The 18,015-nt window shown below is 60.0% G+C and carries 5 protein-coding genes; 2 read left to right on the top strand and 3 right to left on the bottom strand.

What is annotated here, in order from left to right; all coding sequences use genetic code 11:
* Positions 1 to 22: 22 nt before the first annotated feature.
* The gene (locus EOA24_RS03155) at positions 23 to 865 is read right to left on the bottom strand and encodes a fumarylacetoacetate hydrolase family protein (protein WP_245501749.1); all 843 of its coding nucleotides are present in this window, start codon (positions 863 to 865) and stop codon (positions 23 to 25) included.
* A 255-nt stretch (positions 866 to 1,120) separates the two neighbouring features.
* Here EOA24_RS03155 and EOA24_RS03150 point away from each other — a divergent pair, with 255 nt between their 5' ends.
* Positions 1,121 to 2,191, top strand: coding sequence for a zinc-binding dehydrogenase (locus EOA24_RS03150; RefSeq protein ID WP_127409572.1), 1,071 nt, complete (start codon positions 1,121 to 1,123; stop codon positions 2,189 to 2,191).
* Positions 2,192 to 2,234: 43 nt separating this feature from the next.
* Positions 2,235 to 2,963 (top strand): glucose 1-dehydrogenase, encoded by a 729-nt coding sequence (locus tag EOA24_RS03145; protein WP_127409571.1) that lies wholly within the window; start codon positions 2,235 to 2,237, stop codon positions 2,961 to 2,963.
* A 215-nt stretch (positions 2,964 to 3,178) separates the two neighbouring features.
* Here EOA24_RS03145 and EOA24_RS03140 read toward each other — a convergent pair whose 3' ends face one another.
* On the bottom strand, positions 3,179 to 4,495 hold the full coding sequence (locus EOA24_RS03140; RefSeq protein WP_127409570.1) for an integrase arm-type DNA-binding domain-containing protein: 1,317 nt from the start codon (positions 4,493 to 4,495) through the stop codon (positions 3,179 to 3,181).
* Between the two features lie 829 nt (positions 4,496 to 5,324).
* Positions 5,325 to 17,759 (bottom strand): toxin TcdB middle/N-terminal domain-containing protein, encoded by a 12,435-nt coding sequence (locus tag EOA24_RS03135; protein WP_210213578.1) that lies wholly within the window; start codon positions 17,757 to 17,759, stop codon positions 5,325 to 5,327.
* Positions 17,760 to 18,015 lie beyond the last annotated feature (256 nt).

Here is an 18,015-nt window from a genome sequence, read left to right as displayed (position 1 = left end):
GAGCGTTGCCTCCGGTTTTCCGTCAGGCGGCCCTACCGGCCATGTCCTCACGGCGAACTTCGTCGCGGATCGGATTGACCAGCTTTCCAAGCCCCTCGATCGAGACTTCGCACTTGTCGCCGTCCTTCATCAGCAGGCGCGGGTTGCGGGCCCATCCGATGCCGGCTGGGGTGCCGCTGACGATCAGATCGCCGGCTTCGAGCGTAATCGCCTCGCTGATCGTCTCGATGAGCGTGGCGACGTCGAAGAGCATGTCGTTCGTGGTCGCCGACTGGACGACCACATCGTTGAGCCGCGTCTCGAGCCTCAACCCCCTGCCACCGGCCGGCACTTCATCGGCAGTCACCAGCGCAGGGCCGAAGCCGCCCGTGGAATCGAAATTCTTGCCCACCGTCCATTGCGGTGACTTGAACTGGTATTCGCGAACCGATCCTTCATTGAAGATCGAATAGCCGATCACGTGGTCATGGGCGCGCGACTTCGGGATGTGGCGACCGCCCCGCCCTATCACGACCACCATCTCGCCCTCGAAGTCGAGGCTGGTCGAGGCAAGCGGCCGCACGATCGGCTGGTTGTGCCCCACCAGCGTGGTGGCGAAGCGGGCGAACAGCGTTGGGTAGTCCGGCTGCTCGTACGGCGACTCCTTGGTATGGTCGGCATAGTTCAGCCCAACGCAAATGATCTTCGGCGGCCGCGCCAGCGGCGGAAGAAAAGTGACGGCATCGGGATCAAACTCCGTGCCGTCGGCGAGCTTACGGCCCGCGCGCAACAATTCCTCCGGGCCGGCGGCGATCAGATGCTCGAGCTCGAGCGTGCGATCCGAGGTAGCGGCAATCGAGCCGCGCAGTCGACCCGCCCTTTCCACGGCCAAGCCTCGTTGACCCCCCAGTTCGAACCTTACAAAGCGCATGCGTTTCCTCGCTCACAGTGTGCTGCTTGTTGAGGCAAGGATTTTCCAAAAAATAAGATATGTCAACAAAAAATCTATTTTTCTGTTGACCGTGCGATCTACGCATGGATAGTAGTCATATCGAGCAGGTTGGGTGGAGGAGCCAGCTTGCGCCGTCATGCCTGCCGTCGGCTGCATGGCGACAAAAGAGACAGGCTGGGAGGATAGATCATGAAGGCCCTTCGTTTTCACGCCGCGCGCGATCTACGGCTGGAGGAGATAGACCCGCCCGCCGCCCCGGAGCCGAACGACGTCATCGTCGCGGTCAGCCATTGCGGGATTTGCGGGACCGACATTCACGAATATCTGGACGGACCGATATTCGTGGCCACGCGGCCGCACCCTCTCACCGGTGCGTCGGCGCCGCTCGTGCTTGGCCACGAATTCTCAGGCAGAATCACCGGGATCGGGCGCGGTGTCAGCCGCTTCTCGAAGGGCGACAGGGTTGCGATCCTTCCCCATCTCAACAAGCCGGGAGACTATTTCGTGCGCCGCGGGATCGGCCACATCAGCGATACGACGGCTTTGGTGGGCCTCTCTTCGGCTTATGGCGGCATGGGGGAATATGCGGTCCTTCCGCAGGACAACATCGTGAAATTGCCGGATAGCGTGAGCGACGAGCAAGGCGCGCTTTTCGAGCCGATGGCCGTAGCCGTCAATGCGATCGATCGGGGCGGCGTCGATGCAGGCAGCACCGTTCTGGTGACCGGCGCCGGTCCGATCGGCGTCCTCACGGCAATGGCCGCGAAAGCAGCCGGCGCATCAAGGGTGGTGGTGTCCGAAGCCAATCCCGCACGCCGCCGCAGGCTGGAATCTCTCCAGCTCGGTTACGAGATCGTCGACCCCACTTCGGCGAATTTTGCCGATGCGGTGCTGGGGGCTACCGAGGAGGGCCTGGGCGTCGATGTGGCTGTTGAATGCGCGGGCAACGAGCGCGCCCTGGCCGACTGTATCCGGCTTGTGCGGCGCGGCGGAACGGTGGTTCAGGTGGGCATCTTCGTTGATCCTCCCCGCGTGGACATGCGGCTGCTTGTTTCCAAGGCCGTGACGCTGACAACGAGTTGGGGCTTTCCGATCACCATCGGCCCCCGCGTCGTCCAGATGATCGCTGCCGGACAGGTCCAGCCTGAAAAAATCATAACGGGCCGAGTGACGATGGCCGATGCCATCGCCAGAGGTTTCGATACGCTGGCACGGCCGGACCAGGACCATCTGAAGGTTCTCATCGCAGTCGCGGCCTAGACCCGGCGGCATCAAGACTTTCATTGACTAGGGAGAAAGAACAATGGGCCGTCTCGAGGGCAAGGTCGTGCTTGTGACCGGTGCAGCACAAGGTATTGGCGCGGCGATCGGAAAGCTATTCGCCGCCGAGGGTGCGGTGCTTTACCTGACCGACGTCCAGCCGTCGCCGAAAGTGGAACTGCAGCCCGGCACGCAGTATCGCCGGCTCGACGTATCGAAAGAAGATGATTGGCGCTCCGTCGTCTCGGAGATCATCGAGCGTCACGGTCGTCTGGATGTCCTCGTGAACAATGCCGGCATTGTCGAGCACTATGGCCAGATAGACGTCACCAGCACCGAAGCCTGGCACCGCGTCATCTCTGTCAACCAGACGGGAACCTTCTTCGGGATGCGCGAGATCGTCCCCATCATGAAGCGCAACGGCGGAGGGTCTATCGTGAATTTCTCTTCGATCTGGGGCACCACAGGCGCTGCTGGAGCAGCACCCTACCAGGCTGCGAAAGGTGCAGTGCGCACGATGACAAAGAATGCGGCCATCAGCTACGCCAAGGACAACATCCGGGTAAACTCGGTCCATCCAGGCATCATTTGGACGCCGCTGATCGAAGGCCAGAGTAAAGAGATGAACGACAGCATCATCGCCGTGACGCCGATGGGTCGCGCGGGCAAGCCCGAGGAGATCGCATTTGGCGTGCTCTATCTGGCGAGCGACGAGTCCTCTTTCGTGACAGGCTTAGAGCTGAATATAGATGGTGGCTACCTGGCGCAGTAACCGATAACCCCTCCTAGTCTGCGAAATTGAATCCGGAGCAACCGAGCCGACGGATTTACATACTGCAAGGCTGCCAGCCGTCTTCCTGCATCCTTCCTCACGCGCCGAATCGTCTGCTTCCGGGCAATGCGAACAAAGCTCCGAACGGCTGACATGTGCGCAAAGCAGCCTTCAGCCCGCGCTATGTCCGGCGGAATGTGGCGAGTGTGCGGCCACTAATCCTTGCCGCCCATCAGTTCATCAAGGATGCGTCTGGCCGGGAGCGCGGGCCAGGCAGAGGTGCGGCGCTCCGGTTCGTCCTGTCGCAAACGGCCAGCTTCAAGTATCCGCCGCGAGATCGCCTCCTGCTGATGACGCAGGTGATCACTCAGCAACTTGTTGCGAGTGATGTAGCCTGCATTCACACCCGGAATCGAGTGCTTCATCAGCAAGTGAACATCAAGCTCGGCAACGCCGGCGGCTTGAGCAATCGTGCGGAACGTCTGCCGCAGGTCATTGCCCCATTTCGACAGGTCGTTGCGCTTTTCCTTGTGCTCGACCATGTGACCACTCTCGCTGTCGGCCGGGAAGAGCCATTCACGCGATTGTTCTTCATAGAGGGCACGGCTAATACGCATCACGCGAACCAGACACCGGATCATGGCGTTCGAAAGCGGTATGTCAAACGCCTTGACCTCACCACCCTTCGGCCTGGGTACATGGAGGACGCGCGCATGAAAATCGACATGCTCGACCCGTGCCTTCCTGATCGCTTCAGGACGATGGCCTGAGAGCAGCATGAACAGATGGAACTCCCGCCGGATGGGGTTCTTCAAACCCCTGAGCTGGGTGAACCAACCCTCCAGGTCCGATAGCCCAAGCGCGGAGTTGCGGCGGTGTTCGGCATTCCAGTCTATGGCTGAGACTGGGTTGTCCGCGGGCAAAGAGCGGGCGGCCTTGCGAGCATGATTGTAGACGGCGCGCAATGTTCGCATGCAGCCATTGGCGATGTAGGCGCCGTTTTCCTTGGTCAGTTTCTCGTGCCTTGTTGTTACCAATGCAGGATCATTGCCGAACTTGGAAAGAGGCTGGTCAAGCCAGTCGGCCAACAGCCGTTCGACATGATCGCGATAGTTGTTGATCGTCCCTTCGCTCCTGCCCTTCTTCTTCATGTGCCCGTCACGGTAGCGTTCCCAGGCAATGCGCAGCGTGGGGGCACCGATCGATGGCAGATCCACGGTGGCCGCATCGGCCTCCGGCTCTTGCCTCGACGGGCGAGGATCAACGCCGCTGGCGATCTTTCCCAGAATGTCCTTGGCCTTCGCCCGCGCTTTGCGTGTCGTAAGGTCTCCGACTTCCGCAACCTTCATTCGGACGGACAGCCGCTGCCCAGCCTTCCTCCGCTCACCTTGGACAACGAATGTCTTTCGCCGTTTGCCCACAAGCACCATGAAGCCCGGCAGATCGGTGTCCCGGGCAAAATATTGACCTGACGTCGCCAGCTCGAGGCTCGCGACTGTGCGGTCGTTGAGAGAGATTCGAAGGTCGGTCATGGCAACTAGTACGGCATTAGTACGGCGATCGCGCTGAATTCGATTTGTTGGTATGTCTACGCTACGATAGCCACGAAGCACGAAAAATGCAACAAGTTGAATGCATTATGGGGAGTTCGATCGCACAATGACGTGCATCGAGAAACAACAGGATAGGCCATCGGACAGATTCCTAATCTGTAGGTCGCATTCGATTCCTGCCGGGATCACCACTTAGGCTCGCGATAGGCTCAACTGACGTTGTCAAGGTCGGTATTCCGGGCAACAGCGCCTTATCGCTCGATTACGCGCGGAGCCACGAACCTAGTAGGCCTTCTCGTCATATCGCCCCGGCCCCGCCGGTGCGGTTTAAATGCGCCAAGGCCACAGACGTAAAGAACTTCTCGTGGTTCAGTTGGCTGGGATCGTCATCCTAAACAACATATTGTTTTTACTCATCTTTTTCGTTTTTGATCAACGATTTGTCTCACAATATGTAGCACATTTTGTAACACATCTAGCGGTCGGTGATTTGCCGCAGCGCGAGCCAAGGCTGGGCAGGATCATAAAATGGTATCTTGTGCGGCGTCGGCTTCGGGCTGGTCATCCTACTTCGTTGGGCCGCGCGCCCACTGCCAGGGACGACTCCGAAGCAGGAGTGTTCTTTCCGTCATGCTTTGCGGGAACCCACAACCCTGAATGCGCTCGGTCGGATGTGTGTTGGTTGCGGGAACACGCAAGGACCAATACCAGCATCGTCTGGCCATTGTGATCTGACAACTCGGCCGCAGAGGCGCAAGCAAGTATCTTGGTTCCGACAGCCCCACATAGCTGCGGCCCTAGTGAGCAATCAGTCGTTTCCGCTTCCTTTTCTCAGCGCCTGTATAATTGCCGAAATAATCAGGGCATTTTCTGACAATTTGATCGAGGCTGGCTTCCAGCCCATCGCATCCTTCGTTTCGATTCTTGCGTTGTGGTATTGGACAAGCGTGGGTGAAGGACCAATCGAAATTCCGAGGTACGGCACACCCATGTTTTCCCGCCCCTTTTCGTCGTCGGTTCGCCCTAATGTTACGGAGGCTATTGGGATTCCGATCTGAGCTTGATTTGCACCGCCCATCACGTTTTCTGCTGTTCCAAACACGGCGGTAGCCGAGACGGAGGCAGAGACGTCGAAGCCCGAGGCATCACTTTTCTTTCCTATGCCTGATGTTGTGAAATAGTTGCCAACTAGGATTTCGCCTCCTTTCCCAGGACCGATATAGGCACCGAAACCACCGAGACCGCCGCCACCGGAAGTTGGCAATACAGCATCAACGCCGAAACCGATTTGATATGTGATACCGGACCCATGAAAAACACCCAAAATAATATCCATTGGCGTAACGACCGCACGGCCATCTTCATCGATGTATCGGACCGGATTTCCCCAGCCAAAATTATAGCTAGCTAAGTTTGAGCTGGAGAAAACGCCGCCATGTTCTTCGCCATTCAGATACCTCTTTAAGATCGGGTCCGGCATCAACCATATCGCGAGCCTTCCGTCGTAGAACCGCGCCCCAAAATCCTCCAATCCGCTCTCGTCGAGTTCTTTCGCATTGAACCTATACTGCGGTAGCCCCATAGCGTCGCGGCTGGTCTGGCCGTCTTTGAGATCGGCCATCAGCACTTCACGCTCATGCACAACCTCGCCGAACGCCGCGTATTCGGCCTGAGCATGCAGTCTCGCCGTGTCGGGATGCCCGATCTTGGCGACCACGATATCGGTGACATTCCGGGTTTGCTGTTGCGCGTGGTAGGTGAACAGCATGTCGTCGCCGATCCACTTGGACGCAATCCGCTGCGCGCCAGTGAAGTAATGGACGAGCGCCTGTGGCGGCTGCCCGGGTCTTCGTGTGATCGTCAGTTGCGGATCGGCGTAGAGAGTGTCCGAAACAAAGACGTTCTTAGGCTTCTGCCTGACACCGTTCTTAATCAGGATCTGGTGCTCGTATAGCTGCTTTAGCAACCGGCGACCCGCGTGATCATACTCGGATTGCACCAGATCGTAGTAGATGAGGTCGGTCTTCTTCTTTACTTCAGGCAGGAGGTCGTCACGCTTCTCGACGATCTGCGTCTTCAGCGTATCGTCGACGTTCCAGGTGAAATAGCGATCCGGCCAGCATCCCTTCACGCCGGGGTGCTTGCAGATGCTTGACGTCATGCGGCCGAATTGGTCGAAACCGAAATCGGTGGATTCCGTCAGCGAGCCGGCTGCATTCGTACGCCTGATTTCCTCGGGTGCATGCAGCGGCTCGGAGTCCGGAACATAGGTGGACACATAACGGGAGCTGCTCGGCTTGCCGTCCCCGAGATCAGCGCGGGTTTCGCGCCCAAGTACCGACATCTGGTGCGCGGCATCGAAGGCGAAGATCTCGTTGAAAGCGAGGCTTATGGGCTTTGCCTTGGCGATCTCGCTAGGATCCATGACCTGCGGCCGGCCATCGGGGTCGGTCGCCTTGTATTGCGTGCTTTGAATCCGCTTGCTTGCCGAACGGATCCGGTTGAGCTGGTCGTAGGCGAATGCATTGTCCGAGGACCGGATCAGCAACCCTGCCGCTTTCGCTACCGCGTCGGAGATCGAACAGTCGGCGTTCACAAGCCCGGTTCCGCATTCGCCATCCAATCGCGGCGCGTTCGAATAGCTGCTCAGATTGCCAGCAGGATCGTATTTGTAGGTCAGGTTTTGGAACAGGATGGCGGGCGCCGCGATCCCGACCGACGCCAACTGGGACCTGGCTTCCAGCAGACGATTGGACGCGGCATCGAAGTTCGTCCGGTTTACGACGCCGGTGCCGAATTCGGAGCCTGTCTGGTTGCCTCGGGCGTCGTAGACGAGGTTCGACACCACCGGCTGCGGCTGAGAGGCGCCATTGTCCGGGCCGCTCCGCTGTGCGAGGCTTTCTATCTGCCCAGCCGGCGTATAGGCATAAGAGATCTCCTCGTCGATCGGAAGAGGCGGGGCTTTTGCATCCTTCGCCGCGATCTTCATCGTCATCCGCTTGGCGGCCAGCAGCCCCCAGGTGTCGTAACTCTGCGTGATGTGCAGCGCGGGCGGCTGTCCGTCGGTCAGCCCGTACTCCGTGAGGCCGGAGAAGACCCTGTCGACAGCCGTCGAATGCCCCAGCGCATCAAACTGGGTGGACTCCGTTGCGGCGGCATCCGCCGTTTTGAACGCCCGCCCCGCCTGGTTGAGGACAATGAATTCCGGCTCGGCCGCGCCGTAGGTGATGTCTGTCGTTCGCCGGGCGGCGTCGGCGATTTCGGCCTCCGTCCCGTGTAGGAGGCGCGGCCTCGTCGATTTCGGCAGAGTCCCGATGAACGACATTTCGGTTATTCTGGTGATGCTCCCCGGTTCCCGGGCGGGATTGGGACAGTTTCCGGCCTCGATCGGTCCCCACGACAGGCTCGGGAGGTCGGCAGCGGACAACGCCGCCCTTCGAGGTCCGGTCAAAGAGCAAACCGTATTGCCTATCGGATCGTAGTGCATCCGCTCGAATCCCCTGTCGGGATCATCGATGGCGACACGCCGCCCAAGAGCGTCATAGGCCACGTAAATCGCATCCGCCGATGGCCGCATCGAAGCTACATCGGCAGCTCCGTGCCTGTTGGGCAGGCGGACGGCAACCAATTGCCCTAGGGCGTCGCGCTCATAGGACGTCAGAGCAACGCGACCGCCAAGCTGGAATGCCTCGCCCCTAGCGATTTGGCATCCAAAGATCTGCTGGTAAGGGCGAGGACTGGATATGGTCTTTACCAGGCCTGACTTGAGGATCTGTTGCTGATCTGCCTCGATGCCGCTCGATCCGAGGGCCGCCGTTTCCGAATTTTCGACGCTCACCGAGGTATAGCTTTCCACCACGGTGCGGATTGTCCCATGTACATCCCGCTCGACGGCCGATGGCACACAAAATGCGTTCCGCATTTCCGTGCGATGGCGGATCATCGGCGCATCCGCGTTGAGGGAAGCAGCCACCTTGTACTGGAAGTCGTACGCATTCCCGTCAGGAAGGTTGACGACGTCCGGTCGGCCCAGCCCGTCATAGAGAACCGAGCTGTGTGGGGTGTCCGCCGCGGGTGAGGCTACCCCGGCCTGTCCAATATCGGGGACATCGAGGCCCGAAGGATAGTATTCAGCAACGGCGCGATTGAGACGGTCCTTCAGGACCAGGCCGCTGGCAACGAATTGCTCAACGCCGGCGCATGCCGGCTGCAGCGGATCCGAACCAGGGTTGCGGCAGGCTTTGGCCGCCGTCACATCCTGTATGACCTGACCCAGTTGATCGGCGAATATCCGCTTAGGGAGCAGGACAGCGCCTTGCTTTTCCTCGAGCCATGGCGAACCGGAATAGAGCTTCTTGTCCGAAAGACGCTCCACGACCACGCTGGGCCCGCTACCCTCCGTCGCGGGTAAATAATCCATGCGCGCAATCAGCCGCAGGGTCATTTGCGGCTTTGCTTTGTGCATCTCCGCATAATGCGCCAGCGTCGGGGCGCACTCGATGGCGCCGGAGCAAGACGGCCCTAGATCCGCCCAACTGCCAAAGGCAGCGGCTGGCCGCCCGAGCGGATCAAGGGCGAAATGAAGGACGTTCTGATTGTCGTCCACCGTGGTCGTGGCCACGGCGTGCCTGTAGTCGAGGGTCGTGGTCGAGGAGACAAGCGGCCCGATGCTTCTTTGCCCGCCGAGGCAGCTTGCCGCCGGATCCGGAGGCGATCCATTCTCCGGATTGCGGCTGCAATAGTCGGTCTGTTCGCTGGTCTCGACAAGATTCAGATAGTGATCGTAGAGATAGCTCTTGGCCACGAAGCTGCCGAGCGACCCCATCGGTCCGACATAGGACGAAAGATTCCCGAAGCGGTCATACCCATAGGCACGCATCGTGATCCCGTTTTGGGCAGCCTGCCTAAGCTCGTCCTGGGTCTCCGGGAACGGTTTGTTGCCCATGCAAGCGTCGACCGCCGGCTTTGACGGATCGGCGAATTCGCACAAGCGGGTCATTGCGCCCGTCCTGGCGTCATATGATGCGGTTCGGTATCGAAGCTGCCGCGAGCTGAACGGATCGTCAGCCGAGATATCGGCGGATGCGCTCGAAACCAATGGCGCCGCAGCCTTGAAGTCGGCCAGCCGGACAGTTTTAACCAGGTTCTTCTGATCGACGAGGATCGTCCCGCCGCCGGTTCCTCCATGGGCGAAGCTCGGCCTGACCGCCGCGTCGTATTGCATCTCGGCGCAAACGGCTCCCTTCGTAACTGGATGACCGCTGTCGAAGCCGGTGATCTCTCCGAGGTCGCAAACCGCGACCGGACGGGCGAACTCGTCAAGGCGATACTGCACGGCCGTGCGCAAGACCTGGTCGGCGCCGGAAAGCCCTTCGCGAATCTCCTGCACAACCTGGACCAGCGCGGGCGTGAGCCGCCTCGGGGCAATATCGAACACCGGATCGGGACCTAGTTCGGCATGATCCACGGTACCAAACGTGTTGCGACAAGCCTGTGGCCGCCTGTCGTCCGAACCGTCCGTGCCGAGATAGCCGATGCCGGTCAACGCCAGGTCGAAGTCCGACGGACGGTCGCGCAACAGGTGGCAGACAAAGCGGCGCTTTGACGACAGGGCGGTGTCCACAAGGACATAGAGGCGCCGCGAAACGCTTTGCGGCAACAACGCCCCCCCATTCTGGATCGGCTGCCTTGGATCGAAAACGGCTTCGCTTAACATGAGCCCCGTCTCGAACACGGTTCTGTTGGCGAAGATGCGTTCGATCCTGCGGGCACCGTTTAGATCGTCGTCCGCGGCCTTGGTCGCGGCCTCTATTCGCGGTCTGGACGCGGGCTGGCAGCCTTCTGTCGTGTGGACTTCGGCATAGCCGAGGAACCGACGCTCGAACCTGTCGTAAAAGCCATCGCCATAGGTGAAACAGGTGTTGCGGCCGCCATCCTTCAGAACATCGTCCGCATCGTCGGCCTTGACCCCGTCGCGTACGGTCAGTTGCGACAGGACCCAACGATTCATGGGATCGTCGACCGATCGCGGCGTCCGGGCGTATTGAAACTCGTAGTTAGCCGTGCCGGCAGTCTGCGTCTCGGCCGCCGGATTGGTGGCGAGCCAGACTTTTGTCAGCAGGCCGTGGCCGCCCAGCCCGTTCGAGACAACCTTGGCGGTCGTGTTGTCGAAATCGGGCCTGCCGGGAGCATTTCCGTTGCGAAGCCCATTGCCCACCACAAGGTCCGGCAAGCCATCGCCATCGATATCCCTGAACAATACCGGCTGGCGCGTCAGGGCCGCAGTGACGGCCGCATTCGGATTTATCGCGATGAATATTGGCGGAATAGGCCAGATCGGAATGGTGATGGTGAACTGACCGCCGGCAGAACTCCGATCGGTTTCGGTGCGTCCAAGCGTATTGACGCTGGCGGACGAGGTGCCGAGGCCGATTGGAGCTGTGAAGCCCACGCCTGTCGCCAGACGAGCGCTGATCGAGCCTGAACCGTCGATCGTGACCACGTCCAGCAGGCCATCGCCGTTGACATCGGCCATGGTCTGTTTCTGATCCGCGGCGCCGACATTGGCATCCAGTCCCCCGCCGAAGGCGCCATCCGAAGTACTGAACCCCGCGGATATCCCGACGCCGCCCGAGTTACCGAAATCCTTGAACAATTCGGCTCCCGGCCATTCCGTGCTGGCGGAGAAACCGGAGCCGAGATTGAGGCGAACGAAATACTTTCCGGACGACTTCTCGACGAGATCGGGCAATCCGTCGCCGTTGACGTCAATGATGTCCCGGAGCCGTTCGCCGTCCGATGTGCCAAGATCGGCGTTCAAGCCAAAACCGCCCAAACGAGGCTGCGCCGTATTGGCGCCTTCCGACTGCACGAGGCCGGTCGTCGATGCGCCGTAGGAACCGAACGACGAGGTTCGTGAAATGACATAGGTTGCGGTTGATGGTGGAAATGTGAAGGCGGCGCCATGGTTTACCGAAGTGGAGCCGCGCACATCCTTCCGGTCGGTGCCGACGAGCGTATTGCAGTCGGTTACAGGGCCCCAAACGCCGGTGGCAGCACAACGCGAGCCGCCCTGTGGATCGCTGAAGAATATGGTGCCGTTGGCGATGAGGTCGGGAAACCCGTCGCCGTTCATGTCGATCAGGTCGACCGGACTGCCGTTCTTGCTCTTGGACCAGGATCCGCCGATGCCAAGCCCGACATTTACCGCAAGAACATCGGCGCTGGACATCTTTGGAACGCCAAGCAGGCCCTGTTTCTTGGCAGGCAAGGCGGCCGCGGCCATTTGAAGGCTTATGCGCCTGGTTTCGCTGCGCTCGCCAAAATGAATATCCTTGGGCCCCAGCCTCGACGCCGACATCAAATCGGCGGCGGACCAGATTTCGGGATCCGGTCCGGCCGCGCAAATACGCGGTTCGCTGCTGGATTTGCCGATCTGATCGGCCAGGACGCGTGGCAGATGCCGGCAGGCATCCTCCAGGGCCGCCGGGAAGACGGCTACGCTGGATGGGGTGGCCGGCCTCGCGATTCTATAGGCAAATGGCAACGTGTACGCTGGCGGACTGGTTACCAGCGCGCTCAACCCTGACTCGCGCCTTTTACAAGCCGCGCCCACCGATTCGATCTGCCCATCGTCATTCGATGGGCCGTTCTGGTAATTCGGATTGTCGGCAGAGCACTGCTCTGTTGAACTCCGCGCAAGTGACTGCTGTATGGCCTCATGGTCCACGCTTTGCTGCTGCATCTCGGCGAGGATCTGCTGCATGGAAGGCAGCGTCTTCAGCTTGGCGGGATCATCGATGGGACAGCCGCCAGGGCAAACCGCCTGGTCGTCCAGAGGATCCTTGATATCGTTCTCTTCATGTTGGACAGCCAGCAACGCGCTGCCATGCGGATTCTGCGCTTCCAGCACGCTGGCAACACGCAACTGATCGGATGCCGGATGATCGCTCAGAGACTTTGTGGTCAGCGCAATCGCAAGATCCCTGTCCGACCATCGGTAAATCGAATTGGCGGCGCGATCGACAACGGGGAACCGGGCTCGCGCATGCACGATCGGACATATCTGATCTGCATTCCGAACGAGATTTCCTTGTGCATCGAATTTGTCGTTGCTGGCCTGCCCCCCATTGAAAGGCTTGCAATCGGAGGAGCCGACGAGTTGATCCAGAGGGAGTTGATCTGGCCGATCGCTGTCGATTGCGCTCGCGAGCTGGATTATGGAATCCGGATGCACGCAGGTCGAATAGCCGACAAAGCCGCTCGGCAGGTCGACAGGGGATGCGCCGTCCTGCGCGGGAGTTGAGAAGTCGTAGGCCGAATTCAGGAACCTGGTCAGCGTCACCGTGCCGACCCTGCCGCGTACGAAACGAAGCGACTGGACAACGGACTGGCCCGCATCCCCTTCATCGGGGACGAGTTGCTGGTCGCCGCTCAGCCGGCCGGCAAGTTGATCGAAGGTGAGCTCCACCGGCCTGCTGGAGCGAGCATTGCCGTCTGTGACCACGAAGCGTTTCAACCGCAGCGGTTGGGATGTGCCGTCGCCACGCAATTCATTGGCGAGCGTACGCAAAGAAGCGACCCGCTGGCCGTAACGGTCGTCAAGGGCCTCATTGGCATAACGGGTTCGCAGATCGAGGACGAAACGCCGTTCTACAAGCGATGGGTCATAGGAACAGGACAATCGGCTCTCCGCCTGCCACGGCTCGTGTTCCGTGGCGTTGGCGGCAAAGGCCGGCAGCCTTATGTGGCTCAATCGAACAGGCACACGATCGGTCGCCGTCGGATCGACTTTCGATCCCGCCAGCGGTTCGCTGGTCATCGTGAGGGAGACGTTCGCGCCGTCGGCGACGCGAGGAGTAATGAGATATGTGTCCCGCTCGCCATGGCGGCGATTGTCCACGCAAGTCAGGGTCTTGCCGGCATTGCGCACGGTTCGAGGCCTGTCGATGGTCTTGTCGCCCCTGGGGTCTTCGTAGTGTTCCCTCTCATCAATTGGTGCAGGCGCGCCCAGGCACTCGGTCAGGTCGACCGGCTCTTTTTCGGGCCCATCCTTGCGAACATCCTCCCACGCCCGGATGACGAGATGCGTGAGATAGCTGATGCCGATTGGCCGACCGGCATCAATCCCGAGCCGGGCGGCGTCCTTGGGCCAGAAATCAAAGCCCGCGACCTTGGAATCGCTGTCCTGGGGAGCTTCGAACCGGACAAAGAGGCAAAGACGGTCTCCGGCTCCCAAAAAAACGCTGTCTTCATCGTCGGCCCGCAGCCTGTAAGTCCCCTCGGCGGGGTCCATTGTGCTCACGTTGTCGGAATTTGCGGCAACTTTCTGCAGGATCAGATCCTTTGCAGAAGAGTTTCTCGGATCGCACGTTCGCGCGGCGATCTTTTCCTTCGTCATTTTCTCCGGGTCGTCAACGAACAAACTCGACGGCAAGACTGAGTACTGCAGATGCACCGCTCCGACAGTTTGCGGTTTTGTCAGCGTTCCCTCAAAGACCGCCCTGCCCCATGAAGGCGCGACGAAAGTCGGATCGGTTGAGGCCAAGGGAACAAGATCGCCGGGATTGGCTGTTTCCTGCCCGACGATCGTCGCGGCGCGATAGCGGATCAGACTATGACCTGTGACGTCGCACAGATTTTGGGCGCCCTCGGTCCCCTGGCATAGGACGCCTTGTTTCTTGACGGCTTCGGCAGCGGCCCGCTCGCCCGCGGTCCCGAAGCCGAGGAACAGTCGAGAACTTAGAGAGCGATGCTTCGGCGAGCCGGTCGTCGGCATGAAATCCGCAAACCGTTCTTGCGCCTGAAGATAGCTGATCTCCGGATTCCAGGAGACGATGTCCCCGCTTCCGTTGTCTATCGAGTGAACGCGAAAATACAGGATATCTCCCTCGTTGACGGTGGCCAACAGTCCGCCCGCAATACCATTGCGGTCGAGGAAGGATCGCGCCTGGTCCGCGGCACCGGCGGCAAGACACGTATTTCCTGAGGGGACGAACTTGTCGTCAAAGATCTTGGTGACGAGCTTACCGGCGTCGGCACCGACACGAGACGGCATTCCGGGCACGGCTTCCAATGACAGCGAGACGGTTTCGGCGATCTCGGATATGCTGTCTTTGGTGGTTGGCAGCTCCACGGTCAGTGTGGCCATTTTGCCCGCCGCTCCGGAAAAGGTGAGAAGCCTCGATGACGGCTCGTAAGCCAGGTGCCCGCCACGCGGGCCGTTCAAGGCCGGATCGGCGTCGTTCCACTTTTCGACGGCGGCGGTCACCGCCTGATCGAAATCACCGAAATCAGAGCCCTGCTGCGCGGTGCCAGGCTCGAAGTCCAGCTTGACTTGCGACTGTTCACCTTGATTGAAGAGGCCCGCGAGCGTGAGGAAGTAGCGGGCTGGCTCGCCCTCGCGCACGCTTACCGAACCGGCGAGGCGCCAAGTCCCCTTGGCATCCGGCTCCGGCACCTGAGGCGGCGAATAGACGCCAGGCGACAGTATTCCGGCGGCGCATTGCGCAACGAGATTCCCCGAGGATTTTTCGACGGTGAGGATGACGCCGTCGCGATGAGCATAGGTGTCGGTGCGCGCATTGGGCTCGTCATGGATCGCCGTTGCATTCGAGGCTCCGGCGCTCCGCTCGTCCAGCAACGAGTCATCTTTCACCGCAACCCGGGCTTCGCCCATAATCCTCACATGACCGCTAAATGGCGCTCGCCAGGTCCTCACCAAATCGTATCGCGGCTTTTCCTTGCTCAGTTGGGAGATGGGCTCCTTCGCGCTCTGAAACGTGCTGGCGATCTGTTGGGCTGTGTTTGCCGCCTCGCCGACATCGGAACTTGCACCCGCTGCTATGAAGCCGCTGCCGGGCTCGAACGAGACGGAACTGGAAGCCGATCCGGTTCCCGAACCGTTGTAAAAGACGCCGCCGGGAGTGACCACGTCGATGCGCCCATCGCCGTCCATATCCGACATGTAGACGGTCTGCACCGACGAGGATTTCCCCGAGGAAACGCCGACCATGACGCCACCGGGAATAAAGGCTTCAAAGCCTGAATTCTGCGTGCTGAAGACCGGTTCGTACTGGAGCCGAAAACCGAAGGGCAGCGTGTTCGGCATCGGGCTTTCATCAAAGGATAGCGCCGCATTTCCGTCCAGGCGCCCTTTGTAGATCAGCCATCTGCCTTCGCTCGACACCAGCAGATCGTTGACGCCATCGCCTGTGACGTCCTGCAGGAGGGTAAGTTCCTGCTGGTCGCTGCGATCGCTGAATGTCCGCTTGAAGCCGACACCGGGCGCCTTCGATGCCGGTGCAAAGGATATCCCGGCATAGATGCCGGTGGTCGTTTCCTCCGTCCGGCTGGATCCTAAGATTGATGGCCGGAACGGTCCCTTGCTGGTGCTGTTGCCAAGCAAACCCAACAGTCCCGCGGGGATGTCCAGGCGACCGCCCAGCTTCGGCAGCGGTATTGTCTTTGAAAGGTCGAATGCGGTTCTTTCGAACGGGCGGGCAGCAGACACCTTGGTGTCCGATGCCGGCTGGTTGTATTCAAAGCTGGTCACCAGCCTGTCGGCATCGACAAGAGGCTGGGAAGCGGCGCAATCGCGGCCGGACCCGGAAGGAAAGATTGCCCTTTCCGCATCCGCCACGCGCACCGGTCCATAGGGTGCATCCGCCCCTGTCTTAGGCGTCAGCTTGCCTATCGACGCCAGCCATTGGTGTGCTCCGGCCTGACCGCCAAACAGCGGATCGGCGACGGTCTTGAAGTCAAATGCCAGGAAAGGGTCGCTGCAGTGCCATTCGGCTTTCTGGATCGGCTTGGCGCGACCCGGAATTTCGGATTCCGTGTCCCGCTGACGGAAGCGGAAATCGATGCGCTGGAGCAGCCTGCGCGACGCCACCAGCCCTCCGGAACGAGCATCGGTGCGAAACGGAAGATTGGCCAGCAGACTGTCTGGAGTCCAGGTCAGATCCGCCTCATACATGCCCTGCTTTCGCAGGCAACCACCCAATCCGGGATCCTCCCGGCAACGCAGCAATGTCTCCTCAAGGCTTTCGTGGCCCGTATAAAGCACGCGTTTGAGATAAAGATCGCGATCGGAAATGTTTGCGGTAATGTCGTGTGCGACACCTTGCGGGCAAGCCGAACCGCCATTGCCGACACACGTCGCCATCCAGTCGTAATCGATGACGTTGCCGAAAGAATCCTTCTCGCGCGCCAGCGCCCAACGCATGATCGCGTTGCTCGTCTTGGCATTCGTCAGAGCGCCGACATCCAGGTTTGCCTTGACCTCGGGCGTGACCGTTGTTTCAGCGATGGGAAAAGGGCCGATATCGCCCGGAACACGACCGGGCGCGTAACCGAAATAGGAGACTTTGACGGCCTCGCCTTGCGGGTTTTCCTGCCAGGCTTCCCAGCGGTATTTGTCCGGGCTATCCCCATAGCGGACAAACCTCCACAGCCCTTCATCTCGCCTCAGAACAAAGTAGGCCGCCCCTTTTTTGCGCGGCCGCAATTTTGTGGTCCGGTGCGGCTGGGGCACGAGATTGAGCGCGGCCGAGCGCCGATCGTCGGCCGCCTGGTCGTTGTTACCGGCCTTTACAACGGAAAATGTATCCTCCGGCGGCTCATCGGGTAGGTAGGAGCCTGCTTCGGGGACCAATTGCTCGCCGTTGAAAAGATAGGTCTCTGTTTCGAAATCGGGGCTAAATACCGGAACGCCCCATCGCGTTTCCACCGAGATGGCAGGAACGCTCAGAGACCATCCCTCGGCAATGTTTCCGCCACTGCCTTGAGAACTGTAAGCGACGCTGACGGAGGGTCGAAGGTCCTTGCGAGCGCCCGGAAACTCCATGGGGTACGTTAACTTCAGATCGCCGGTGTTGTTAGCCTCGGGCGATGCGATGATTGGAATGCCGCCCGTAGGGTCGGGCTTTTCAAGGCTCTCGAGACTTTTTGAGGACAGAGATAGGGCCTGTTGTTCAGGTCTTTCGCCGGCTTTCAATATGCCATTAAAATAGCGCCCGCTTTGTTTAGAGAGTGTCGCTACGGTTTTCTTGTTCTCCACATCGACGAAAGAATTGATCGGCTGCATCGGACCTGAGGTCGCCACCTCGGGAAAACTAAACAACCGGATCTCGGTTTCCGCGACACCATCGGGAACTGCTCTTGCATCGTACGGCACCTCGACCGTGACGGCCGTGGTCGAATATATCGAAAAGGACGCGCAGTTGCCGCTAACGTTCTCCACTGCCGCGTATGTCTCGCCCTCCCATCCATGGCATGTAAACAATCCACGAGTCTCGTTGCCGAGAGACGCGATTTTTACAGATTTGGCAGCGCGGATGCGAATGCCGTAGAGCGTCGCTTCTTCGCGCCCTTTTCCAAGCTGAAAGACTTGGATACCGTTGTCCGATGCCGCTTCTGTTACAGTTTGCGGCTTGGCACTCGCAGGCAGATTTGCGATTGGGACGGCAAGTTGTATGGCGCAAACTAAGCTTACCAGC

It is taken from the genome of Mesorhizobium sp. M2A.F.Ca.ET.039.01.1.1 (assembly GCF_003998035.1).
Classification (GTDB): Bacteria; Pseudomonadota; Alphaproteobacteria; order Rhizobiales; family Rhizobiaceae; genus Mesorhizobium.
This window is presented reverse-complemented; position numbering and strand designations above follow the sequence as displayed.